This window comes from Zobellia galactanivorans, from assembly GCF_000973105.1.
Lineage (GTDB): Bacteria > Bacteroidota > Bacteroidia > Flavobacteriales > Flavobacteriaceae > Zobellia > Zobellia galactanivorans.
This window is the reverse complement of sequence record NC_015844.1, coordinates 5,361,984-5,385,377: the sequence shown is the minus strand read 5'-3', so window position 1 is coordinate 5,385,377 and position 23,394 is coordinate 5,361,984. Positions and strand designations below refer to the sequence as shown.

19 protein-coding genes are annotated in these 23,394 nt (G+C 42.2%); 17 read left to right on the top strand and 2 right to left on the bottom strand.

Going from position 1 to position 23,394, the window contains the following annotated elements; translation table 11 throughout:
• The first annotated feature begins 4 nt into the window (after positions 1 to 4).
• The 17 genes from ZOBGAL_RS21940 (at position 5) to ZOBGAL_RS21865 (ending at position 21,202) form a co-directional block, all read left to right on the top strand.
• On the top strand, positions 5 to 1,753 hold the full coding sequence (locus ZOBGAL_RS21940) for a RagB/SusD family nutrient uptake outer membrane protein (RefSeq protein ID WP_013995990.1): 1,749 nt from the start codon (positions 5 to 7) through the stop codon (positions 1,751 to 1,753).
• Between the two features lie 54 nt (positions 1,754 to 1,807).
• Positions 1,808 to 1,975, top strand: a complete 168-nt coding sequence (locus ZOBGAL_RS23650) for a hypothetical protein (RefSeq protein WP_158499761.1) — start codon at positions 1,808 to 1,810, stop codon at positions 1,973 to 1,975.
• A 763-nt stretch (positions 1,976 to 2,738) separates the two neighbouring features.
• Positions 2,739 to 2,981 carry a hypothetical protein gene (locus ZOBGAL_RS21935; RefSeq protein ID WP_046287651.1) on the top strand — a complete coding sequence of 81 codons (243 nt, stop codon included), beginning with the start codon at positions 2,739 to 2,741 and terminating at the stop codon, positions 2,979 to 2,981.
• 9 nt (positions 2,982 to 2,990) lie between these two features.
• Positions 2,991 to 4,628 carry a tetratricopeptide repeat protein gene (locus ZOBGAL_RS21930; RefSeq protein ID WP_158499760.1) on the top strand — a complete coding sequence of 546 codons (1,638 nt, stop codon included), beginning with the start codon at positions 2,991 to 2,993 and terminating at the stop codon, positions 4,626 to 4,628.
• A 95-nt stretch (positions 4,629 to 4,723) separates the two neighbouring features.
• Complete coding sequence (locus ZOBGAL_RS21925) at positions 4,724 to 5,515, top strand: IclR family transcriptional regulator (protein ID WP_013995987.1); 792 nt, start codon at positions 4,724 to 4,726, stop codon at positions 5,513 to 5,515.
• Between the two features lie 283 nt (positions 5,516 to 5,798).
• Positions 5,799 to 6,491 carry a helix-turn-helix domain-containing protein gene (locus tag ZOBGAL_RS21920; protein WP_158499759.1) on the top strand — a complete coding sequence of 231 codons (693 nt, stop codon included), beginning with the start codon at positions 5,799 to 5,801 and terminating at the stop codon, positions 6,489 to 6,491.
• A 129-nt stretch (positions 6,492 to 6,620) separates the two neighbouring features.
• On the top strand, positions 6,621 to 7,769 hold the full coding sequence (locus ZOBGAL_RS21915; protein ID WP_231854779.1) for a glycoside hydrolase family 117 protein: 1,149 nt from the start codon (positions 6,621 to 6,623) through the stop codon (positions 7,767 to 7,769).
• Positions 7,770 to 7,782: 13 nt separating this feature from the next.
• The gene (locus ZOBGAL_RS21910; protein ID WP_013995984.1) at positions 7,783 to 8,799 is read left to right on the top strand and encodes a (R,R)-butanediol dehydrogenase; all 1,017 of its coding nucleotides are present in this window, start codon (positions 7,783 to 7,785) and stop codon (positions 8,797 to 8,799) included.
• A gap of 30 nt (positions 8,800 to 8,829) precedes the next feature.
• The gene (locus ZOBGAL_RS21905) at positions 8,830 to 9,594 is read left to right on the top strand and encodes an SDR family NAD(P)-dependent oxidoreductase (protein WP_173427297.1); all 765 of its coding nucleotides are present in this window, start codon (positions 8,830 to 8,832) and stop codon (positions 9,592 to 9,594) included.
• A 45-nt stretch (positions 9,595 to 9,639) separates the two neighbouring features.
• A complete protein-coding gene (locus tag ZOBGAL_RS21900) occupies positions 9,640 to 11,028 on the top strand; it encodes a sulfatase (protein ID WP_013995982.1) in 1,389 nt (462 codons plus the stop codon).
• Between the two features lie 13 nt (positions 11,029 to 11,041).
• Positions 11,042 to 12,496: an aldehyde dehydrogenase gene (gene aldA / locus ZOBGAL_RS21895; protein WP_013995981.1), complete on the top strand. Its 1,455-nt coding sequence runs from the start codon at positions 11,042 to 11,044 to the stop codon at positions 12,494 to 12,496.
• Positions 12,497 to 13,591, top strand: coding sequence for a mandelate racemase/muconate lactonizing enzyme family protein (locus ZOBGAL_RS21890; RefSeq protein WP_013995980.1), 1,095 nt, complete (start codon positions 12,497 to 12,499; stop codon positions 13,589 to 13,591).
• A gap of 37 nt (positions 13,592 to 13,628) precedes the next feature.
• Complete coding sequence (locus tag ZOBGAL_RS21885; RefSeq protein WP_013995979.1) at positions 13,629 to 14,672, top strand: aldose epimerase family protein; 1,044 nt, start codon at positions 13,629 to 13,631, stop codon at positions 14,670 to 14,672.
• Between the two features lie 60 nt (positions 14,673 to 14,732).
• Entirely contained in the window at positions 14,733 to 15,749 is a 1,017-nt protein-coding gene (locus ZOBGAL_RS21880) for an L-rhamnose/proton symporter RhaT (protein WP_013995978.1), read from the top strand.
• Positions 15,750 to 15,864: 115 nt separating this feature from the next.
• Positions 15,865 to 18,402: a glycoside hydrolase family 2 TIM barrel-domain containing protein gene (locus ZOBGAL_RS21875; RefSeq protein WP_013995977.1), complete on the top strand. Its 2,538-nt coding sequence runs from the start codon at positions 15,865 to 15,867 to the stop codon at positions 18,400 to 18,402.
• Between the two features lie 306 nt (positions 18,403 to 18,708).
• The gene (locus ZOBGAL_RS21870; RefSeq protein ID WP_013995976.1) at positions 18,709 to 20,010 is read left to right on the top strand and encodes an MFS transporter; all 1,302 of its coding nucleotides are present in this window, start codon (positions 18,709 to 18,711) and stop codon (positions 20,008 to 20,010) included.
• A 31-nt stretch (positions 20,011 to 20,041) separates the two neighbouring features.
• The gene (locus ZOBGAL_RS21865; RefSeq protein WP_013995975.1) at positions 20,042 to 21,202 is read left to right on the top strand and encodes a mandelate racemase/muconate lactonizing enzyme family protein; all 1,161 of its coding nucleotides are present in this window, start codon (positions 20,042 to 20,044) and stop codon (positions 21,200 to 21,202) included.
• Between the two features lie 9 nt (positions 21,203 to 21,211).
• Here the strand turns inward: ZOBGAL_RS21865 and ZOBGAL_RS21860 are convergent, their stop codons facing one another.
• Both ZOBGAL_RS21860 and ZOBGAL_RS21855 read right to left on the bottom strand, forming a co-directional pair.
• Positions 21,212 to 21,475 carry a hypothetical protein gene (locus tag ZOBGAL_RS21860; protein ID WP_013995974.1) on the bottom strand — a complete coding sequence of 88 codons (264 nt, stop codon included), beginning with the start codon at positions 21,473 to 21,475 and terminating at the stop codon, positions 21,212 to 21,214.
• A 100-nt stretch (positions 21,476 to 21,575) separates the two neighbouring features.
• Positions 21,576 to 23,297, bottom strand: a complete 1,722-nt coding sequence (locus ZOBGAL_RS21855) for a phytoene desaturase family protein (protein ID WP_046288143.1) — start codon at positions 23,295 to 23,297, stop codon at positions 21,576 to 21,578.
• Positions 23,298 to 23,394 lie beyond the last annotated feature (97 nt).

Genomic DNA, 23,394 nt, shown 5'->3' with positions numbered 1-23,394 from the left:
AAAGATGAAAAATAAATTTTTCGCAAATAGTTTTGCCATCTCAATTTTGGTTTTGATAACCTCTTGTAGTGATGATTTTCTTAATGAGGAGCCTGTGGGTACCGTAAACGAATTAACCCTCGCCAATGAGGAAGGGGTAAATGGATTGCTTATAGGTGCATATTCATTAATTGATGGATACTCTAGTAACGGTAGTCCTAAGGGTGGCCAAGGAGAGGCTTCTGGAACCAATTGGATTTGGGGAGACGTTCCTTCTGATGATATGCATAGAGGGGATACCAATGGAGGTTGGTCGCAAATTAATGATATAGAACGATATGAAGTAAGGTCAGATAATGAATGGTTAAATGGTGCCTGGGGTGTTAATTTTGATGGGGTAGCGCGCTCTAATGATGTTCTTCGTGTTTTAGCAACGGCCGGAGAAGTAATATCGACAGAAAAGGCTGACCAAATTGAAGCCGAAGCTAAATTCTTACGAGCATGGTTTCATTTTCAACTAAGAATTAAATTTGAAAAAGTACCCTATATAACCGAGGATGTTGATCCAGCTTTGGTTAAAAACGATCGGGAGATTTGGGATGATATAGAGGATGATCTTCAATTTGGGATTGACCATCTAGATCCGGCACCATCAGAAGTTGGTAGGGCATCACAATGGGCAGCAAAGGCATTAAAAGCACGAGTTCATTTGTTTCAGAGTGAATTTGCGGAAGCAAAACCACTTCTAGATAACATTATTGAAGAGGGACCTTTTCAGTTAGAGCCTCATTTTTACAATAATTTTGATGAAGAACATCAAAATAATGGGGAGAGTATTTTTGAAATTCAATATTCTGTAAATGATGGGGCAGGTGTACATAATTCCGGCGTTGATCACCAGACTTTGTATCCAAATGTTGAAGGGCTGGGTTACTCTTATAGTGCACCTAGTTTTGACCTTTTCAATGCGTATAAAGTAGAAGATAATGGTCTTCCATTGTTAGATAGTTTTCAGGATGACCTTCTTTTAGAGGATTACCAAATTTCAGATACGGAAGAATTTACACCGACTAGTCATTTATTAGATCCTAGGGTTGATTGGACTATTGGAAGAAGAGGTATCCCATTTTTAGATTGGGGGCCAATGAGTGGAAGCGATTGGATGTCTGATCAATTGAACATGGGGCCTTTCATGAATAAGAAAAACATGTTCTATAAGCGTAATAGAGGTGTAATTTCAACTGAGTCCGGTTATTGGGCACCAGGGGTAAATGGTAACAATTTCAGGTTGCTAAGGCTTGGTCACGTATTATTATGGAGAGCAGAAGTCGCAGTAGAGGAAAACGATTTACCTACAGCTCTTGCATTGGTAAATCGGATAAGACAGAGGGCAGCTGACGATATTGTAATGGGTAAAGTATCAAATACTACTTTTGAAGAAGGCAATCCTATCATAGTAGATTACTCACAACCTGCCGCAAACTATAAATTAGGGCTCTACGATTCTTTTCCTAGTGTAGAATATGCTCGGATGGCCGTAAGACACGAAATGAGATTAGAATTTGCACTCGAGGGAATGCGTTTCTATGATCTAGTAAGATGGGGAATTGCTGATAGTACTTTAAACAATTATTTGTCTAGTGAGTTGAAGGACAATAAGCTACCATGGTTGTCTGGCAGTTCTTTTACTTCTGGTAAAAACAATTATTGGCCAATACCACAAGTACAATTAGACCTTCAGCCTGGAGTTTTGACACAAAATTCATCACTGTAATAAGTTTGAATATTAGATAGTAAATTTTTTGATGAATACGACTGAAAAAAGGAAATGTTGAGACAAAGTATTTCGGAAGTTTCTTCAATAAATTCAGATAAACGGGAGGTTCTTAAAAGAACCTCCCGTCTTATTGAGAAGAATATCTCAGACGATACCTATGGGGTAGGTAATCCATCGTTCGATATGAATTCGAGTCGCTCTACTTTTTTAGGAGATTAAAAAACAGTCCGCAGTGTGCCTCTAAGGATTTTATAAAAAAATAAGGTTTAAGAAGGCGAAGGAATTACGCTCTAGTGGAGAACTTCAAATAGCCAAATGTTTATTTAGTGAAAATCCATTTTTATAAAGTCCTAAAATTTTACATGGACGAGTTTCTTAAATCCATTTGGATAAGAATCAAATCGTATGTGCGCTTGCCTATTCTTTAGATGAAATATGCTAATAAAACGGATTTTCTTCATCTTAAAATGCAAGGGACTGCCCTAAATATACTTTACTCAAAGTAGATATTCACTTTCTTATATTCTTGCACTGGAGCTACATAATTGTCAGTTGTCTATTATTTGATTTATGTTTGTTGTTGGTGTTAAATTGTTGATTATGAGTTATATGTAGTTTTTATTTTAACATTGAAAGTTAATGTTGTTCAGTTTTTGTCTAGGAACGATTGTGCAAAAAACTAACACATATTACATACATTCACTTTAGGTTTTTTGGGCGATTTAGCAAAAAAGGGACGGTAATATTTCTAAGGTGATAATTTGAGGCCTATTGTTTTGTTATAAAAAATTAACTCAGAACTACACAATTAAAATGTAATCAATTATGAAAAACCGATTTTTAAACCTTTTAAAGGGAAGCGTTCTTATGGGGCTTTTCTTAACATTGTTGGGCTTTTAAGAATTGGTACTTTAATTTTAGTTTTTTATAAACCTGATGTAAATGGCACCATGGACTACAGAGGTGGAACAAATACTTGGTGTTGGCCGATAATAACAAGCAATCTGAAGTTGAAACGACCCGCTCAGATGCTGGCATCGGAACTTTTCTGAAAGGAAATGGTAAAGGCACTTTCGTTTTGGTGCCTAATTTGCAATCGGGTTTCTTTGCGGATAAAGATGTTCGTAATATAGCCGCGTTGAATACAAAAGGCAGTAAATTTATTCTAGTTGCAAATAATGACGGTTATCACAACTTGTTTAAATTAAATCAGGATATAGAATAAACTATGGTTTTGCAGGTCAAACATTTGGTTTCTTTTATAATGGTTATCCTTTGTTGGGTTCCACTAAGTAGATTAGATGCGCAGCAACTATCCGATACTTTGGAAGGCCTGCAGGGAGAAGCGTTTTTTGAGGAAGCAAGAAAATTGAGGCGTGACAACCCTGAAGAAGCATTGGTCCTGTTACAAGAAAAACATGAAGAATTATTAAAAAAAGGCGACACGGTCAATGCGGTAAAGGCTCTTTTAGAGATGCCTTATATAAATGGGCAGCATGTTGATTATACAAAATCATACGATACGCTTTGGTATGCCCTTTTTTTGGCGGATAGTGTCGATGATGATGCTTTAAAGGCCTCTGTCTATAATGGGCTAGGTAGACTTTATAGTTTCTTTAAACGAAAAGACGAGGCCCTAGAGTATTTGCAGACCTCCCTTGAAATCAATCGCAAGTTAATTGACAGGGGCAAACTGCAAAAAGCTGATCTGGTTGAAAATTATTACTTGATAAGCGCTACCCATAGGATATTAAACCAGCACCACTTGGCCAGGGTGTATCTTGATAGTTGTTTTGTAAATTATGCTCCCATAGACGGGCAACTTCCTATGGCTTATTTACATTTTGAACAGGCCTTTCAATTGTATTTGGATAATAAAAACGAAGAGGCCCTGCTGTTGTTGGGGGAAGTAGAGTCGTGGTTTTTAAAGAACGGGCCGTCTTTTCTGGTTTTGGTGTATTCCGATATGGGTGACGTCTATGCGAATATGTCCAATTATAAACAAAGCGAAGTTTACTATAAAAAAGCCTTGGCAATTTCGGAAGAATACAATAGCCATGTTGATTTCTCTTCCTTGGTGTATGAGAAACTGGCCGATTTGTATGAAAGTCTCGGGGCGTATGAAAATGCCTATAAAAACCAAAAGAAGGCAAAAGCCATTGACGCCCAGTTCTTTGATAGTAGAACGGCAATCAACCAGAGTCTTTTGGAAATAAAGGATGAATTTAGGGTAGAAAAGGAAAAACAGGAACGCCTTGTGCGGAAACAGCGTTTGGAAAAATTGGAACAGGCCGATAAGATATCGATGCTGCAGCGTATTATTTTATTGGGCTCCTTGGTTTTTATGGCTATACTTGGTCTTATTTATTTCAGGTCGATTCGAACTAGGCATTTGACAGAAAAGCAAATGTTGCGGAGAAATAAGCAGCTCGAAATCAAGAAGGGGAAGGAACTTCTTGACTTGAAGAATAAAGAGTTGGCCGTATCGGCGCTTCAAATGGTCGAAAAGGATGAGTTTTTGAAGGAAATAGCGGAAAGGTTAAAAGAAGCGGAAGGAATCTCCGATAAACCAGAGGTCAAACAGGTTTTAAAATCCATTTCCCATAATCGAAGCGACAATTGGGAGGAATTCCGCCTTCGCTTTACCGCGGTAAACGAAGACTTTTATAATAAGATCACTACAATGTACCCTAAGCTAAGTCAAGCGGATCAAAAGTTGTGCGCTTTGATCAAACTAAACTTTTCAAGTAAGGAAATAGCTAGACTTTTGGGGATTTCGGTCGAGTCGGTGCACACAACAAGATATAGATTGCGCAAAAAAATGAAATTGGAAAGATCGGTCAATCTGGAAGAGTACATTTCGTCCCTTTAGAAGATTGGTCGAAGGGGAGTCTCTCTATGGGAGCCTATGCAAATTTTTGCGAAAATACGCCCAAGATTGTTAAATTGCGCATATAATATTTTAAAATGAAGAAACCGAAGGCAGAATTAAAGTCCACTTACAATGTTCCAAACTTAGAGAGAGGGCTTTCGATTATTGAGTTATTGGCTACTCGAACCAAAGGTATGACCCTTGCGGAAATAACAGAAACCCTTTCCATTACAAAATCCAGTGCTTTTCGGATTGTCAGTACCCTTATATTCAAGAATTATCTTCAGAAGAACGAAACCACCAAAAAAATAACCCTTTCTAGAAAAATGCTGACCCTTGGTATTTCTTCTATGAACGAACAGAGTATTGTAGAGCATTCTATAGACGTCATGCGCGCATTGCGCGATGAGCTCAAGGAATCGGTCATGCTAGGGGTGCTTCTAGGCTCTACGGGAACTATTTTGGAACAGGTGCCCTCTTCCTACCCGGTCAAACTATTTGTTGAACCTGGTACCCAATTTGATCTGCATAGTTCGGTAGGGGGTAAATGTATATTGGCCCATATTCCCTCGGAAGAAGCTGATATGGCCTTGAACGGAAAACCTCTGACCAAGTTTACCGAAAATACCATTACATCAAAGAAACAGTTTAAGAGGGTGTTGAAAGAAGTTCGGGAAAAAGGATATGCGGTAGATAATAGCGAGGATATTGAAGGGATTAATTGTGTGGGTGCTCCCATATTCAATGAGTACGGTTATCCCGTAGCGGCACTTTGGATTACGGCTCCTTACGGTAGACTTCCTGCATCGCAATTTGAAAGTAAGGGTAAAATCGTTATGAAATACGCCCTTGTAATTTCTACCAAGCTGGGATATTTGACCCATTGATTTTTTGTGGAGTAAAAATAGGAGTAATTAAATATCACTTTTGAGGTGATGGAAGATAAGAAAGACCTGTCTGGCAGGTCTTTTTTTTATGTCTATGGATATTTTGTCCGGAACATTGTGCTAATCGACTGATAGCTAGAAATAAGGGTTTTGATTTTTTTAAGGGAAATTGTGGGGCATATCCTAAAAAAAGATGGTCTAAATATGTCTATATGTCAATTTTTTATATATTTTTGATTCAAATATGAAACTAGTTTCTTATTTGAATCAAAAAAAATACCATATGGATGCTACAATTGTTATAAGGGAAGATGCTCTTGGTGACGTTGAAAACCAGAATGGAGTATTGCAAAACGGTGAGCTACATATTAATGTAGATTTTGTTGATGATTACGGAGATGATGTGCAGGTGTATAATGGGGTCTTTGAAAAAGGATTGAATATGCCCGCTATTTTACTTGATGCATTTTATGCCTTGATGGCAAAAGTGAAAGTACTAGAGTTTGGTATGGATCAAAATATTTCAGAACACTTCAAGATATTGAAGGGTAAAGCGGGTAAAATGATTTTTGCGGGCGATGTAGATGAAAAAAACACTTTGGGTCAACCTGGATTAACGGTGAATCTTTCCGCGTTAGAAGCAGGGGATAGGGAGTTTGTTGAAAAGGTTTTGGATTTTGTAGAGGAAAATATCTCCGACAATACATATTGGGTAGATGACCTTTCATTCGACATGAATACCAGTCGTTCGACCTTTTTTAGAAAATTAAAAAAAATAACGGGTCATGCGCCAAAGGATTTTATGAGGAACTTAAGGCTGATGAAGGCGGGAGAGTTGCTTTCCCGTGGAGAGCTCCGGATTGCCGAGGTCAGCTATCAGGTCGGTTTTGGCGACCCCAATTATTTTAGTAAGTGTTTTAGGAAGTTCTATGGAACTTCCCCGTCCGATTATATCGCGATGAATCGAGCCAATTAGTTTAGTAGTGTAAACATGTATATTTAAATTTTAGATCAAGTATCAATAACTATGAACAAATACTCCCAATTTTTAATTTTTGCTGCGGTGCTGGTATCGGCCTGCAATTCTCCCAAAACTACAAAAGAAATGAAATCTACAGATGATTGCCCAGAGAAGGTGACGTTTACTCCCGAACAAATTGACCATCTCGGCATTACGGATACCAACCATTTGAGCGCTGCGTCAAAAAGAGCCTTGAAATGGCCTACGGACTTGGGTAATGAATGGTTTATTCAATTTGGTCCGTTACAACCTTTAAAGGGGGATTTGGCTTATGAGGAAGGTGTCGTTCGTCGTGATCCAAGTGCCATAATCAAAGAGAATGGAAAGTACTACGTGTGGTATTCTAAAAGTACCGGGCCAACGCAAGGTTTTGGTGGGGATATTGAAAAAGATAAGGTTTTTCCGTGGGATCGATGTGATATTTGGTATGCTACCTCCGAAGATGGTTGGACGTGGAAAGAAGAAGGTCCCGCAGTAACAAGAGGTGAAAAAGGGGCTTATGATGATCGCTCCGTTTTTACCGTTGAGATCATGAAATGGGAAGATAAGTACTACCTCTGCTATCAAACGGTAAAATCACCCTATAATGTCCGTGTTAAAAATCAAGTAGGTCTGGCTTGGGCGGATTCTCCCGACGGGCCATGGACCAAAAGTGAAGAGCCTATTTTGAGTCCTGCCGATAACGGAGTGTGGAAGGGTGAAGAGCAAGATCGTTTCGCCGTGATTAAAAAAGGTGATTTTGATAGCCATAAAGTACATGATCCATGTATTATACCTTATAAGGGGAAATTCTATCTCTATTACAAAGGGGAACAGATGGGTGAAGCGATTACTTTCGGCGGAAGACAGATACGTCATGGTGTGGCCATAGCCGACAATCCCAAAGGGCCTTACGTGAAATCTCCATATAACCCTATTAGCAATAGTGGTCATGAAATCTGTGTTTGGCCTTATAACGGAGGTATTGCTTCGTTGATCACTACAGATGGTCCTGAAAAGAATACGATCCAGTGGGCTCCAGACGGAATTAACTTTGAAATTAAATCGGTAATACCAGGGGTCAATGCCCATGCTATCGGACTGAACCGAACAGCGGATGTTGAAAAGGAACCGACCGAAATTTTACGATGGGGATTGACGCATATATACAATAATGGCGATTACCAGAGTATCATGCGTTTTTCTTCGGAAAGAAAAACACGTCACGTAGCTAAAGGAGTAAAAAAACAATAGGAAAATAAGTTTGATGAAAGCAACTGTTTACAAAGGAAACAAAACCTTTTCCGTAATCGAGAAGGAAATTGAAGCACCGGAAAAAGGTGAGGTTAGAATTAAAGTGGCCTATTCAGGAGTGTGTGGCACCGATGTGCATATCTATCATGGTATGATGGACAAGCGGGTGGCCATGCCTCAGACCATTGGTCATGAAATGTCGGGAATCATCGACGCCGTTGGCGAAGGGGTTGAAGGCTACGCGGTTGGCGATAAAGTTGTGGTCCGTCCCTTGGACGATCGTTTGGTAAAGGCTTCCGATAAAGGCTTTAACCATATTTGCGAAGATTTAAAATTCATCGGTATCGATAGTCCGGGTTCTATGCAGCAGTATTGGAACGTACCTGCCTTCGTCCTTCATAAACTAAAGGCGGAGACCGATTTAAAATTGGCCGCTTTGATCGAGCCCCTATCGGTTGCTACCCACGACGTTCGTAGAAGTGGTTTGGTAGCCGGTGAAACGGCCGTGGTTTTGGGCGGCGGCCCTATAGGTCTTTTGGTGGCCATGGTAGCTAAGGAAGTAGGGGCAAACGTCATCGTTTCAGAAGTGAACGAAAAACGTATCGCTAAGGCCCAGTCAATGGGATTACATGCCGTAAACCCTACGAAGGTAGACCTAGTAGAGTATGTGAAGGAGCAAACCGATAACCGTCGTGCCGATGTGGTTTTTGAAGTTGCAGGGGTACAGCCTGCTTTGGATATTATGTGTGAGGTTGCCGGTATTCGCGGGCGAATCTTGATGGTGGCCATTCATGGGGAAAAGAAACCGGTAGACCTTTTCAAGTTTTTCTGGAAAGAATTGAGCCTGATCGGGGCTAGGGTATACGAAAAGGAGGACTATGAAAAATCAATCGATTTGATTACAAAAAACGAACTGCCCTTCGAGGATATGATTACCGATGTTCAGCCATTGAGCAATATTCAACAAGTATTTGAAAATATAGATAATAATCCTGATGGTATGAAAGTACTTATGGATTGTCAACAATAATTAAAGGGAAACAACGCATAGAAAATGAGCATATTGAATCAATTTAGCCTGAAAGGAAAAACAGCTTTGGTAACGGGGTGTAAAAGAGGTATAGGAAAGGCTATGGCCGTAGCATTGGCAGAAGCGGGAGCCGATATCATAGGGGTTAGCGCCTCTTTGGAGAAGCATGGTAGTATGGTAGGGCAGGAAGTCGAGGCCACGGGAAGAAAATTTAAGGCATACACTTGTGATTTTAGTAATAGGGAAGCTTTATATGAATTTATAAAGGAAGTGAAAAACGATTTTCCTAAAATCGATATCCTAGTAAATAATGCAGGTACCATTCTTCGGGCCCCTGCAGTTGAACATTCCGATGAGTATTGGGATAAGGTAATCGAAATCAATCAAACGGCGCAATTTGTCCTTACCCGCGAAATCGGTAAGGAGATGGTGGCCCGAGGGGAAGGTAAAATTATTTTTACGGCTTCGTTGTTGACATTCCAAGGTGGTATTACAGTGCCTGGTTATGCGGCCAGTAAAGGGGCGATCGGTCAGATGACCATGGCCTTTGCCAATGAATGGGCGGCTAAGGGAGTGAACGTAAATGCCATAGCGCCAGGTTATATCAGTACCGATAATACCGAGGCTTTAAGGAACGATCCTGAAAGATCGGCGTCTATTTTGTCGCGAATACCAGCTGGTAGATGGGGTAAACCTGAAGATTTTGCGGGACCTATAGTCTTTTTAAGTTCAGATGCAGCGGCTTATATGCACGGTGTTACCATGTTGGTAGACGGTGGCTGGATGGGAAGATAATGGTACCGGGAATTGTAAAAAATAATCCACAAAAAATATAGAAAAATGAAATGGTCAAGACGTGTGTTCTTGTTCTTTGCGTCTTTCACTATGCTCTTTAGTGGCTGGGCCCAAGACAAACCGAACATTGTTTTTATATTGTCCGACGATGCCGGTTATGCCGATTTCGGATTTCATGGGAGTAAAGAATTCAAGACGCCCGAACTAGACAAATTTGCAAAAAATGCCGTACGCTTCTCGCAGGCCTATGTGTCTGCGGCCGTGTGTGGTCCGTCAAGGGCGGGACTCCTAACCGGAAAGTATCAGCAGAAATTTGGGTTTGAAGAGAACAACGTTCCTGGTTTGATGAGTAAAAACGGTCTTACGGGTGACGATATGGGCTTGCCCCTTGATCAAAAAACTATTGCCGACTACCTAAAGGAACAGGGGTATAGAACAGCTTTGTTCGGGAAGTGGCATCAAGGGAATGCCGATCGGTTTCATCCGACCAAACGCGGTTTTGACGAGTTTTATGGTTTTCGCGGAGGTGCAAGAAGTTATATGCCCTTCGGAGCCGATAACGAACTTACGAGAAACGAAGATAGGTTAGAACGTGGTTTTGGAGGTTTTCAAGAACACGAAGGCTATCTAACGGAGGAATTGGCCGATGAGGCCATTGCATTTATCGAGAGGAACCAGAAGAATCCGTTTTTTGTTTACTTGGCTTTTAATGCGGTACATACCCCAATGGAAGCAAAGGAAGAAGACCTTAAAAAGGTCAAAGGCCTAAGCGGAAAAAGAAAGACGCTAGCGGCAATGACCATTGCCATGGATAGGGCTTGCGGTAAGGTTTTGGACCGGATCAAGGCATTGGGCCTCGATAAGAATACACTAATTGTTTTTACTAACGATAACGGTGGGCCATCGGATGCAAACGAATCTTCGAACCTTCCTTTAAGCGGCACCAAGGCCAACCATTTAGAAGGGGGGATTCGCGTTCCTTTTCTAATGTCATGGCCCGGTAAATTAAAGCCGAATACGGTTTATGAAAACCCAATTAGTACATTGGACCTATTGCCGACTTTTGTTACGGCGGCCGGTGGTGACGTCAATGCTATCGACGGATTGGACGGGGTAGACCTCCTGCCTTACCTACAAGGAAAAAAGCAAGGGAGGCCACATGAAACACTGTATTGGAAAAAAGAAGCTAGGGGAGCCATTAGGCATAACGATTGGAAGCTGGTACGCTTTCCCGATCGCCCTGCGGAACTCTATAATATTAAGGAAGATATATCCGAAACTAATGATTTAGCTTCTAAATATCCTCAAAAAGTCCGTGAACTTTATCAAATGCTCTTTAATTGGGAATTAACCTTGGAGCGACCTCTTTGGCAATTGGAAAGAAGGTTTGAAGGTCTTGCGGCCAAACGAATGGATTCATATAGAAAACACTAATAATTAACGAAAAATGTCAGGAATTAAAGAATACCAACTATTTATCGACGGAAAATGGGTTACCTCAACCTCAGGTGAGACCATAGATATTATAAACCCATCTACCGAAGAGGTCGTTGCAAGGGTTCAGAACGGTACGGTCGAAGAGGCCCATCTAGCGCTACAGGCGGCCGAAAAGGCCCAAAAGGAATGGAAGAAATTACCGGCCCGTTCGCGTGCCGAGCTCCTGTATAAGTTGGCCGATGAGATTAAGGCGAATTCCGATTTCTTGGCCGAGCTCTTGGTCAAGGAACAGGGGAAACTGCTAAAAGTAGCTAAGGGGGAAGTGGCTGTTACCGCTTCTTTTATTGAATATGCTTGTGAAGGGGCTAGAAGAATCGAGGGGGATATTGTGCCTTCCGACAACCCTAACGAGCAAATTTGGATCCAGAAAATACCTCGCGGCGTAGTGGTTGCCATTACCGCTTGGAATTTCCCATTGGCCTTGGCCGGTCGTAAATTAGGTCCAGCCTTGGTTGCCGGAAATACTATCGTTATAAAACCGACTTCCGAAACGCCTTTGGCTACTTTGGAATTGGGTAATCTTGCGAAAAAAGTGGGTATTCCAGATGGGGTCATCAATATATTGACCGGTCCGGGTAGGGCCATGGGTAATGCCCTTGTTGAAAGTCCTATTACTAAAATGGTGACAATGACCGGTTCTACGCCCGTGGGTCAGTCTATTGCCAGGGCCGCGGCACAAAACCTTACGCACGTTCAGTTGGAACTTGGAGGGAAAGCTCCTTTTATTGTTTTTGAAGACGCCGATATCGATGCCGCTGTAGACGCTGCCCTACACTCGCGTTTTGATAACTGTGGACAGGTGTGTACCTGTAATGAAAGAATGTACGTTCATGAGGGCATTTACGATGCCTTTATGGAAAAATTTATCGCCAAGACAAAGGCTATTAAGGTAGGTGACCCTATGTTGGAGGATACCGATATGGGACCTAAAGTAAATGCTTCCGAATTAAAGCATATGGAGCATTTGGTTGCCGTGAGCCTAGAAGAAGGTGCGACTTTGGCTACAGGGGGTAAAAAACTTGAAGGTGGTGCTTTTGAAAAAGGATTTTGGTTTGAGCCTACGGTTTTGACCAATGTAACCCAAAATATGACCATTGTTCATGAAGAATCTTTTGGGCCAATTCTTCCCGTCTTGAAATTCAAGACTTTTGAAGAAGTGGTCGGTTATGCCAATGACTGTGAATACGGACTTGCGGCCATGGTCTTTACCAATGATATGAATACCATCATGAAGTGTAATGATGAGTTGGAATACGGTGAAATCTACGTAAACCGTGGTCATGGTGAACAACACCAAGGCTTCCATAACGGATATAAGCTAAGTGGCTCGGGAGGTGAAGATGGGAAGTACGGCTTTGAGCAGTACATGGAGAAAAAGACGTTTTATATTAGACACAAGGCATAAATGGGTACAAGTATAAAATCGGTTGACTGTAAATTGTTCAGGGTTCCCTTGCCGGAAGTTATGAACGATGCCAAACACGGAGACCATACGCATTTTGAACTGATTACTTCTACGATCACTTTAGAAGATGGTAGTACGGGCACTGGATATACCTATACGGGTGGAAAAGGAGGAAATGCCATTAAGGCCATGGTCGATTACGATATAGCACCGGCCTTGATAGGTAAGGACGGTTCCGATATTGATGGGATTTACGATTTTCTTGAATGGCACATGCACTATGTAGGTAGAGGGGGTATCGTTTCCTTTGCCGTTTCTACGATAGATATTGCACTGTGGGATATCCGTTGTAAGAAGGCCGAAAAACCACTTTGGCAAATGGCCGGTGGTGCGGGTAATACCTGTAAAGCTTATTGTGGGGGAATTGACTTACAGTTTCCTATTCCAAAACTTTTGAAGAATATGGAGGGCTATTTGTCGGCGGGTTTCAACGCGGTCAAGATTAAGATCGGAAGGGAAAATCTCGATGAGGACATAGAGCGCATTAAAGCGGTACGTGAGTTCATCGGGCCCGATGTGACCTTCATGGTCGATGCCAACTACTCAATGACCGTTGATAAGGCCATTGAGGCTATTAACCGCTTTAGGGAATACGATATCACTTGGTTCGAAGAACCGATTATTCCTGATAACTATATAGGTTTCTCACAAATTGCCGATGCTACAGGCTTTCCTTTGGCTATGGGCGAGAACCTGCATACCATCCATGAATTTGAATATGCCATGGATCAGGCAAAATTATCCTTTGTACAGCCAGATGCTTCAAATTGTGGTGGAATCACAGGTTGGTTGGCCGCCGCACGGTTGGCCGATAAGCATAATATTCCAGCCTGTTCGCATGGAATGCAGGAACTACATGTGAGTTTGGTATCCGCCCAACCGAATTCAGGTTGGCTAGAGGTACATAGTTTTCCTATTGACCAATACACCAAAAGACCGTTGGTGGTAGAGAACCATCTTGCCGTAGCACCAGATACGCCAGGGGTAGGAGTGGAGTTCGATTGGGAAAAACTGGCAGCTTTTCAATCGAAATAAATAATTCTGACTAGAACATTCAAAAACGCTTACGATAATGAAAACGACACAGACAGATTTCGGTGTATTGAGCGGTGAAAACATTTACCGCTATACTTTAGAGAACGATAATGGGCTTAGTGTAAAGATTTCCAACTATGGGGCTACCATTACCTCTATTCTTTTACCGCAAAAGACAGGGAAAACGGATGAAATCGTTTGTGGTTTTGATACGTTCGAGAGCTATTTCTCCGAGGCCTATCAAGCCAATGCCCCATATTTTGGGGGAACGGTTGGCCGCTATTGCTCGCAAATAAAAGATGCCCGATTTTCTTTGAATGGAAAGGAATACCAATTGGCAAGAATAGTTGGCGATAATAACCTGCACGGAGGAAAAATCGGTTTCGATAAAAAAATATGGAAGGTAAAGGCGTTTTCGCCTGAAGTTGCCAGTGTTCAAATGGAGCTTGAGAGTAAACATTTGGAAGAGGGCTTTCCAGGAAATGTTACGGTTCAGGTGACCTTCACATTGACCAATGACAACGAACTTAAAATACGGTATGGGGCTATCACCGACCAAGACACGCCTTTTACGATTACGAATCACACCTATTTTAATCTTTCGGGCTTTGCTGAAAATGTTGAGGGTCACACCGTAATGGTAGATGCCGATACCAAACAGCTTTGGGATGAAACCGGAGCTGCCACTGGGGAAAACGTCTCTGTTGCGGGCAAGGTCGACGACCTGCGCTCTCCAAAGACCATAAAGGAAGTACACGAGGCTATGGGCGATGGCTTTGAACATTTTTACCTCTTTGAGGATAAGGGGTTTGAACTGGGTAAAGTGGCAGAAATTAGTGAACCTAAAAGTGGTCGCACCATGGAAGTTTTCACCACGGAACCCGGAATGTTACTCTACACCGGAAAATATACTTCAGATGAGCTCAAAAGAGAATCGGGATTGCAATACGGTAAATATCGCGGCTTTTGCTGTGAAACTCACCGCTACCCAAATGGCCCCAATATTTCAGACGCCCCGAAGACAATCTTAAAAGTGGGGGAGGATTACGATAGTACGACGATTTTTAAATTCAACTGGTAAACCAAACACGGCCTGGTATGCCCGAACCGGTGTACTTGGCCCCAATTAAATATTATAGTTATGACCGAAGGTGTATTATGGGCGATTTTCGCCGGATTGATGTTGGGCCTTTATGCCCTTCCCGAAAAATTTACAAAAGGTTTCAAGTATGAGAATACATGGAGTCTCTTCTTTCTTTTGACCATGTTCGTTGTGCCGATTATTGCTTCTTTGACCCTTATCCAGGGTTTTGGGGAAATTTTCGGAAATATGCCGACCGATATATGGGTGAAAATGGGCCTTACCAGTTTCCTTTGGGGAATTGGGGTTATGATGTGGAGTAAGGCCATTAACCATATTGGTCTCTCCCTTGGTTTTTCCATCTTTATCGGAACCATAATTTTGGTAGGCTCCCTATTGCCGTTTATTGAAGACGGACTTCCTCCCTCAAATGTATTGACCTTTATTTTGCTCGGTATTCTAGTAGTGTTGTTAGGGGTTATCTTAAACGGTAAAGCCGGACTTACCCGAGAAAAGGACGAAGCTAAAATAGCCTCCGAAGGTGCGCCGGCCAAAGGTTCAATGGTGACCGGCATTATGATCGCCGTTGTTGGTGGATTATTGGCCACGGGCTTTAGCTATGCCAATGCCGCAGGTCGACCTTACTTGCATGAGGCCAGTGTGGCCCAGGGCAATGCCGATTGGATAACGGCCGTAGCCGTAATGTTCCCGATCTTTATTAGTGGGGGTATCGTTATGACCGCCTATTTCCTATGGCAATTGAACGCTAAAAATGCATGGGGGGAATTCAAGACTCCGGCTTTCGGAAAAAACCTGTTTCTGATATTGATCATGGCGGTTTTTCATTATGCCGCATCCGCCCTTTTTGCCTATGCAGCCTTTAAGTTGGGGGCATCGGGGAATACGGTCGGATATGCCATTTTTAATACGGCTTCCGTAGCTACCGCCATCGTTAGCGGTATCGTAACAAAAGAATGGGTAAGTGCCTCCCCCAAGGCCAGGAATCTTTTATACGGAGGTCTTGGTTGTATGGTGGTAGGTATCATAATTGTAGCATATGCCAATGGTTTAGGATAATGATGGTTCCGTTTTTGACAAGTAAAAATATTGTTCTTTAGTAGTTGAGTCCGGTTGTTTGTTCCTATTCAATCGGGCTTTTTTTATTTCAGGCTTTAAAATAAAGATTAGACCTATGATAAAACACTTTTTATACGTAGTAATTACAGCCGTGTTGCTCTCTTCATGTGGCCGCGAGCCGTCAAATGACTCGCAGTTTAATGTTATGACCGATTTTAATTTCGATTGGGAGTTTCGTTTGGTCGATTCAACGGGGCAAAACGATGATTGGAAAAATATTAGGCTTCCTCATGATTGGAGTGTAGAGGCTTCTTTTGATTCTATAAACGGGGAAGGGGCTACGGGATACCTTCCAGGAGGTGTGGGAATATATCGTAAAAAATTCCCGCTTCAATTGAAATCGGATGAAAAGGCCTATATCTTGTTCGACGGCGTCTATAACAATTCCGAGGTTTCCCTAAACGGAAAGGAAGTAGGGGAACATCCCTATGGATACTCTCCGTTTTACTACGATATCTCGCCCTATTTGAATTCGGAAAAAGATACCAACCTGATAGAGGTGAAAGTAGATAGAACCCGTTATGCCGATAGTCGTTGGTACACCGGTTCGGGTATTTACCGAGACGTAAAACTCTTGGTGAAGAACAAATTGCATATACCTATTTGGGGCGTATTCGTAACCACCCCGAAAATAGAGGAAAAACAAGCGGAGGTGTCGGTGTCGGTTCAAATTCAGAATGATTTTCCTGAGGATAAAAAAGCGGAACTCCGAATGGAGATTTATACTAGGGACGGGCAAAAAGTCAACAGTCATATACAACCTATTGAGGTTCGAGGGAATAATCAAAGCCTTCAATTACAGTCTGTATCCCTTGAAAACCCAATTTTGTGGGATGTCGATAAGCCTTATCTCTACAAAGTGGTAAGTTCAATTCTTTATGAAGGAAAGCTCATAGACCAACAAGAAACTGCTTTTGGTGTACGGTCCATCCGTTTTGACCCTGATCAAGGTTTTTTCCTTAACGGTAAAAATCGAAAAATAAAAGGGGTTTGCTTGCACCACGATGGTGGATTGGTAGGGGCGGCCGTACCCGACGGTGTCTGGAGAAGGCGTCTACAGAAGTTAAAGGAAGCGGGGTGTAACGCCATCAGAATTTCTCACAATCCCGGCTCACAAGCGTTTTTGGACCTGTGTGACGAAATGGGCTTTTTGGTGCAGGACGAGTTCTTTGATGAATGGGACAATCCGAAGGACAAAAGAAAAAATATGAACGAGCAGAGTGTAGACTATATCACAAGAGGCTATACCGAGCATTTTCAAGAGTGGGCCGAAAAGGACTTAAAGAATACGGTTTTGGCCCATAGAAACCATCCGAGTATCATTCAATGGAGTATCGGGAACGAAATAGAATGGACGTATCCGCGAAATGCCGAAGCTACCGGTTTTTTCAATAATATGGAATGGCAGGGCAATTACTTCTTTTCAGAGCCACCGTATTCGGTAGAACAGATAAAAGAGAAACTCAACACCTTGCCCAAGGAAAAATATGATATTGGGGTAACCGCTAAAAAATTGGCGAAATGGACCCGGGAATTAGATACTACGCGATATGTTACGGCCAATTGTATTCTGCCCTCCGCAAGTCATCTCTCAGGCTATGCCGATGCACTCGACGTAGTAGGCTACAGTTATAGAAGGGTGATTTATGATTATGGCCACAAGAATTACCCGGATAAAGTCATCATGGGAACCGAAAATCTACCGCAATGGCACGAATGGAAAGCGGTGATGGAGCGCCCATTTATTTCCGGCCTCTTCCTTTGGACGGGAATCGATTATATGGGCGAATCGAATGGAGGTTGGCCCAAAAAAGGTACTCAAAGCGGTTTATTGGATCAGGCCGGTTTTGAAAAGACTTCGTACCACATGATGAAAACTTTGTGGAACGACGAACCGCATTTGCACCTGACCACACAGTCTTTAGACAAATCGATCTATAAATTGAACGAGGCGGGCGAGCCCGTGGAAAAGAAAGAGAACGGGTGGGAGAAGGCACTGTGGTTCTGGCATGAAAGTAATGAATATTGGAACTACGAGACCAACGAACCGACCGTTGTAGAGGTCTATTCCAATTGCGATGAAGTGGAACTCTTTTTAAACGATGCTTCGCTAGGCAGAAAACAACTTAAGGATTTTGACGATCGCATTTATAAGTGGTCTGTGCCCTTTGTTGCCGGTGAGCTTAGGGCGGAAGGTTTTATAAATGGAAAGAAAGTAGGGGCAGAGGCTTCATTAAAGACGGCTCAAGTGCCTTATGCCGTTCAACTTTCCGTAGATAAGAACCAACTATCTGCCAATGCCTACGATGTGGCCCATATAGTGGCCCAAATTGTAGATGAAAAAGGGAACCCTGTAAGACATGGTAACGCTGAAATTTCTTTCTCCATTACCGGCGATGTAAGATTGTTGGGGGTAGACAATGGTTCGGCCAGGAATGTTCAAGATTACCAATCGACCAAGATCGTAACCGATAAGGGGCGCTGTCTTCTTATCGTACAATCGAATTTCAACGTAGGCGACGTAAGGATAGCAGCAGAATCAGAAGGGTTGAAAACGGGTGAGTTGATGTTGAAGCTCAAGGCAGTGGACTAGTAAATGGTAATTTCAAGGAAAGCCCTGTTTCTTAAGGAATTGGGCTTTTTTTGTTTTGGGTGTTAGGTAGTAACCAACTAAGGAATCTCCATAGAGACCGGTCATGGGATATAGATGCGTTGTCCTATATTTTTATAACGAATTCGCTAGGGGATAGTATGTTTTAAAACGAACTTATCAGACACTAAATTATATTAATTGTTATCTTGACGCTTTTAAATTTGAGTGTTGGATTTTTACACCGTTTGTTTCTGAACAGATAAAGGGAAGCACTTGAAAATCAACCTAAAAAACACAACCGATTCAATGACCGATTTACACCTGAATGAAAAATCTTCACGGAAGCGTTACAATATACTGGCCATGGTTTTTATTACCGTGGTGATCAATTATTTGGATAGAAGTAATATCTCGGTAGCGGCTTTTGCCATGAAGGAAGATATTGGCCTGAGCAATGTGCAAATGGGCTATGTTTTTTCGGCCTTTGGATGGACCTACGCTTGCCTTCAGATTCCGGGAGGGATTATCGCCGACAAATTTCCGACACGCATATTGTACTCGTTGATAATGGCATTGTGGTCCGTAGCGACCTTGATACAGGGTATGGTAAGTTCTTTTGCGGCCTTGATAGGCCTTCGGGCCAGTATTGGGGTGTTTGAGGCGCCTTCCTACCCAACGAACAACTTAGTGGTGACCAAATGGTTTCCTGAAAACGAAAGGGCCTCTGCAATAGCGGTGTATACCTCGGGCCAATTTCTAGGTTTGGCCTTCTTGACCCCGGTACTTGTAGCCATACAGAGTTATTTTGGTTGGCGCGGACTTTTTATTATTTCCGGGATCATCGGTCTGGTATGGGCGGCTATCTGGTATTTTTTCTACCGAGACCCGAAAGACTATAAGTCCATCAGTAAAAAAGAACTTGAGTACATCGAAAAAGGGGGAGGTCTGATCGGTAAGAACGATGTGAAAAAGGAAGAGAGGAAAAAATTTGACTGGAACGATTTCAAACAGGCTTTTATCTATAGAAAACTCTGGGGACTTTACATCGGTCAATTCTGTTTGGGAGCTACCACCATTTTCTTTTTGACTTGGTTTCCGACGTATTTGGTAGAGTTTAGGGGATTGGATTTCCTAAAATCGGGATTTTTGGCTTCCATTCCTTTTTTAGCGGCATTCTTCGGGGTGCTTCTATCGGGCTTTACTTCTGATTATTTGATTAAAAAAGGCTATTCCGTAGAAATTTCACGAAAGACCCCTATCATCATTGGAATGCTTTTATCTACATGTATTATTGGGGCGAATTATACAGATAGTACTTTCTTCGTAATACTATTTTTAGCTGTCGCATTTTTCGGTAATGGATTGGCAAGTATCGCTTGGATATTTATTTCGCTTATGGCACCTAAAAAACTAATAGGACTTACCGGCGGGGCGTTTAACTTTATCGGTGGTCTTGCAGGTATAGTTGTACCCATTGTTATTGGCTATTTGGTTGAAGATGGCGATTTTAGCCCAGCTCTTTTCTTTATTGGGGGAATAGCATTGCTCGGATTTATATCTTACACCTTTATAGTAGGTAAAGTGGAACGTATCGTGCCAAAAAAATAATAAAATAAAAACATAGTAAATAGGCATTTTTATGAAAATATCAGCAATAAAAACATACCCTATCAATGTAGGTTTTGGAAGTCAGTTGGTCGTTAAGGTTGAAACGGATTCCGGAATATACGGATGGGGAGCTTCCGGTCTTTCCGGTAGGGAATTGGCCGTTATAGGGGCCATAGAACATTTTAAAGGTTTTTTGATTGGGAAAGACGCCCGAAATATTGGTGCTCTTTGGCAAGAAATGTACCGAGGACAGTATTTTGAAGGCGGAAGAGTACTTACGGCGGCTATTTCCGCAATCGACATTGCGCTTTATGATATTAAGGGAAAAGCCCTTGGTGTACCGGTATATGAACTTCTAGGAGGTAAACATCGTGACTATGTAGATTGTTTTGCTTCGGTTCGTTTTAGAACAAGGGAGGAGCTCTTTGAGTATTCTAAAACTTGTATTAAAGAGGGGTGGACCATGCTTCGTTTGGCACCTGCCGAGTTTGAAGCCGAGGGAGATAAAGAGCTTTTTGAACCTCGCCAGTCCATTGCTATCATAGCCGAATGGCTTACGGACCTGCGTAAAGAAGTGGGTACGGCTATTACCATAGGCATCGATTACCATACAAGACTTACTCCGGCACAGACGTATTCGTTCATGAAACGTATGCCGCCGGGAACATTGGATTATATAGAGGAACCTATCCGTGATGAAAACCCCGAAGCCTATGAGAACCTTCGTAAAATGGTTGATATCCCTTTTACCATAGGTGAGGAGTTTTCCAGTAAGTGGCAGTTTCTACCTTTTTTGGAAAGGAACTTAACACAATATGCACGTATAGACATTTGTAATGTAGGCGGGATTACAGAAGCGATGAAAGTGGCCAGTTTGGCGGAAGCACATTATATTGATTTGATGCCACATAACCCATTAGGGCCCATTTGTACGGCGGCTACCATCCATATGGCGGCAGCTTGTCCTAATTTCGGTTGGTTGGAAGAAATGAATACCCCTGCACAGTATATGGGTACGGATGCTCCTGAATTCTATCCGATACGACCTATATTGAACGGGCCGACCTATCCCGTATTGGATACCCCGGGACTTGGAGTGGAATTTAATGAGGAATTGGCACAGGAACATACTTTCAAACCAATTGAAATACCAAGATTACGACGTAAAGATGGCTCGTTTACCAACTGGTAATAAAACATACTATTCAACGAATTCCATTAAGACAAAACGGTGGGGTTGATATACATTTTTGGAAATGTCATAAATTGGAAAGACCGTTGAAGTAGATCGCCTCTTGCCATTGGCATCATTGCGGTCTTGACGAATAGCGAGGAAGGCCCACTTATTTCCAGCTTCGATCGCAACCACTTTACCAAGCTCACCAAAGTTTGAATAGGGGATGGCCATTTCCATGGTCCATCCCTTATCGATATCGGATTTACGTTCTTGGTCTTGACTGCTCACTTAAAAAAGGTCGATTGCGGTAAACCTTTTGTGTAGGGTGAAGCAAAATCAAATGATTTAAAGCTTAGTTTAAATTTGATTTACCTTTAAAATGAAGGGTTTATGAGTTTATTTCTTGGGTTTTGCTCTTTGTTCTCGCAGTTTTGACCGCTATTTTCTTCAGCATCCACTCCGGATAATCGGAAGCATCTTCGGCTTCGTAGATTCTAATATGTTGATCTTCTTGTGGTTTTTTAAGTTCATCAGGGTCACAACCTAGAATTTGGGCAGCCGTATCTACGCCTGAATGCGAAACTCCCGCTACACCATGGGAAAGAATGCTTGCGCCGCATAAGTATAGATTTTCTATTTCACTTTTTGCCTTGTAGGCAAAGGGACCAATATGTTTTAGGCTTTTCTCGGTCCCGTAAATATTACCATCGGTGGTGTTGACGTAATACTTATTGGTCAAAGGGGTTCCCAAATCTTTCTGAACGATGTGTTTGCTGATGCCGGGTATGGCCTTTTCTAAGCCGTTAATCATCTTTTGCATCAATAATTCTTTAAAATCCAAGTAAGCTTGAGAGCGTTCTTGACCTTCGTTTTTGAACTTTTCAAAGGCTTTGTAGTCAACCAGGGTAATAGCCTCGATACTATGGTGCTTCCCGTCAAAACTTGAAGGATCTTTTAAAGTGGTACAGCTAACGAACATTCCCTCAAAAGCATCGCCTTGGGAAATATCGGAAGCTAGCATACTGTCGTAAAAATCGTCGGTGTCTTTATTGGGCATCATCCAAATATTACCGGAGTCGAGGCCTGCTGCGCGAAGGTCCATATCGACTATCAAAAACAACATTAGAGATGTACTTGAATATTTGGTGTTCGCCAGTTTTTTTTGAAATTTACGACTTAGGTTTTCCCTTCCTACCAAATCGTTATAGGTAATACCCACATCGGCATTGGAAACAATATTTCCCGCGTACAAATTTTCGCCATTCGACAAGGTTACTCCTACGGCCTTTTTTTGTGTATCCCCTTCAAGAAGTATTTTGCTTACCGCGGTCGAGGTGCGGAGCTCACCACCATTTTTTTTGAGGGTATTGGTCATGGCTTTAATAAGTGCGCCACCTCCGCCCATGGGGTAGTAACCGCCATCGAAATAATGGTACATAAGGGCACTGTGCATCACAAAAGGTACTTTTTTTGGCTGTACCCCGTGGTCTCCACATTGAATGTTGAGAATGTTTTTTAGAAGCGGATTTTTTATGTGCCACCCAATTACCTTTCTTACGCTGAACATTCCGTATTTGCCAAAGTGTTTGGTTTTGAAGGGAATAGTGAGTTTTTGCCAGAATCCTTTGAAATAGGGAAGGGAGTAAAGCTCTTCACTTACTTTTCTGGTAAGGTGAAGGTAGTTGTAAATCTGTTTTTTTTCTTTTGGGAATCGTGCTGATAATCGCTCAATAAGCAAATCGAGATTAGCGGGAAAATCAAATCGTTCTTGACCAATGCGTACATGTTCGTAGGCGTCGGGATTCATTCTAAAGAACACCAGTTCGTTGGCAATGCCCAAGCCCCTGTACAGATCGTTGGTAGCTTCACCTTCGGCCATGAGCCCAACGTAATGCACGCCCGGAGTAAACCGATGTCCGTTCAAGTAAAAACTATGGCACCAACCTCCGGGAACGTCGTGTTGTTCGAGAACGACCACCTTTTTTCCGGCCCTAGCCAAGCAAATGGCCGTCGCAAGTCCGCCCGCTCCGGAACCGATTACTATGGAATCGTAGGTCTGGGCGGCATCTTTGGTTCGCGTTGCACTGGAATCCTGGTTTGTGTTTTGCATTGGCAAGTTTAAAGGGTGAAATTCAAAATAGAATGACATATCCTAAGATATGTATAAAAAACGAAAGCATTTTCACGCTTTAAACGGGCCTCCGGTG

Coding starts and splice junctions, on each gene's coding strand:
- ZOBGAL_RS21940 (WP_013995990.1), top strand. CDS start 5: ATGAAAAATAAATTTTTCGCAAATAGTTTTGCCATCTCAATTTTGGTT.
- ZOBGAL_RS23650 (WP_158499761.1), top strand. CDS start 1,808: ATGTTGAGACAAAGTATTTCGGAAGTTTCTTCAATAAATTCAGATAAA.
- ZOBGAL_RS21925 (WP_013995987.1), top strand. CDS start 4,724: ATGAAGAAACCGAAGGCAGAATTAAAGTCCACTTACAATGTTCCAAAC.
- ZOBGAL_RS21920 (WP_158499759.1), top strand. CDS start 5,799: ATGGATGCTACAATTGTTATAAGGGAAGATGCTCTTGGTGACGTTGAA.
- ZOBGAL_RS21915 (WP_231854779.1), top strand. CDS start 6,621: ATGAAATCTACAGATGATTGCCCAGAGAAGGTGACGTTTACTCCCGAA.
- ZOBGAL_RS21910 (WP_013995984.1), top strand. CDS start 7,783: ATGAAAGCAACTGTTTACAAAGGAAACAAAACCTTTTCCGTAATCGAG.
- ZOBGAL_RS21900 (WP_013995982.1), top strand. CDS start 9,640: ATGAAATGGTCAAGACGTGTGTTCTTGTTCTTTGCGTCTTTCACTATG.
- aldA (WP_013995981.1), top strand. CDS start 11,042: ATGTCAGGAATTAAAGAATACCAACTATTTATCGACGGAAAATGGGTT.
- ZOBGAL_RS21890 (WP_013995980.1), top strand. CDS start 12,497: ATGGGTACAAGTATAAAATCGGTTGACTGTAAATTGTTCAGGGTTCCC.
- ZOBGAL_RS21885 (WP_013995979.1), top strand. CDS start 13,629: ATGAAAACGACACAGACAGATTTCGGTGTATTGAGCGGTGAAAACATT.
- ZOBGAL_RS21880 (WP_013995978.1), top strand. CDS start 14,733: ATGACCGAAGGTGTATTATGGGCGATTTTCGCCGGATTGATGTTGGGC.
- ZOBGAL_RS21875 (WP_013995977.1), top strand. CDS start 15,865: ATGATAAAACACTTTTTATACGTAGTAATTACAGCCGTGTTGCTCTCT.
- ZOBGAL_RS21870 (WP_013995976.1), top strand. CDS start 18,709: ATGACCGATTTACACCTGAATGAAAAATCTTCACGGAAGCGTTACAAT.
- ZOBGAL_RS21865 (WP_013995975.1), top strand. CDS start 20,042: ATGAAAATATCAGCAATAAAAACATACCCTATCAATGTAGGTTTTGGA.
- ZOBGAL_RS21855 (WP_046288143.1), bottom strand. CDS start 23,297: ATGCAAAACACAAACCAGGATTCCAGTGCAACGCGAACCAAAGATGCC.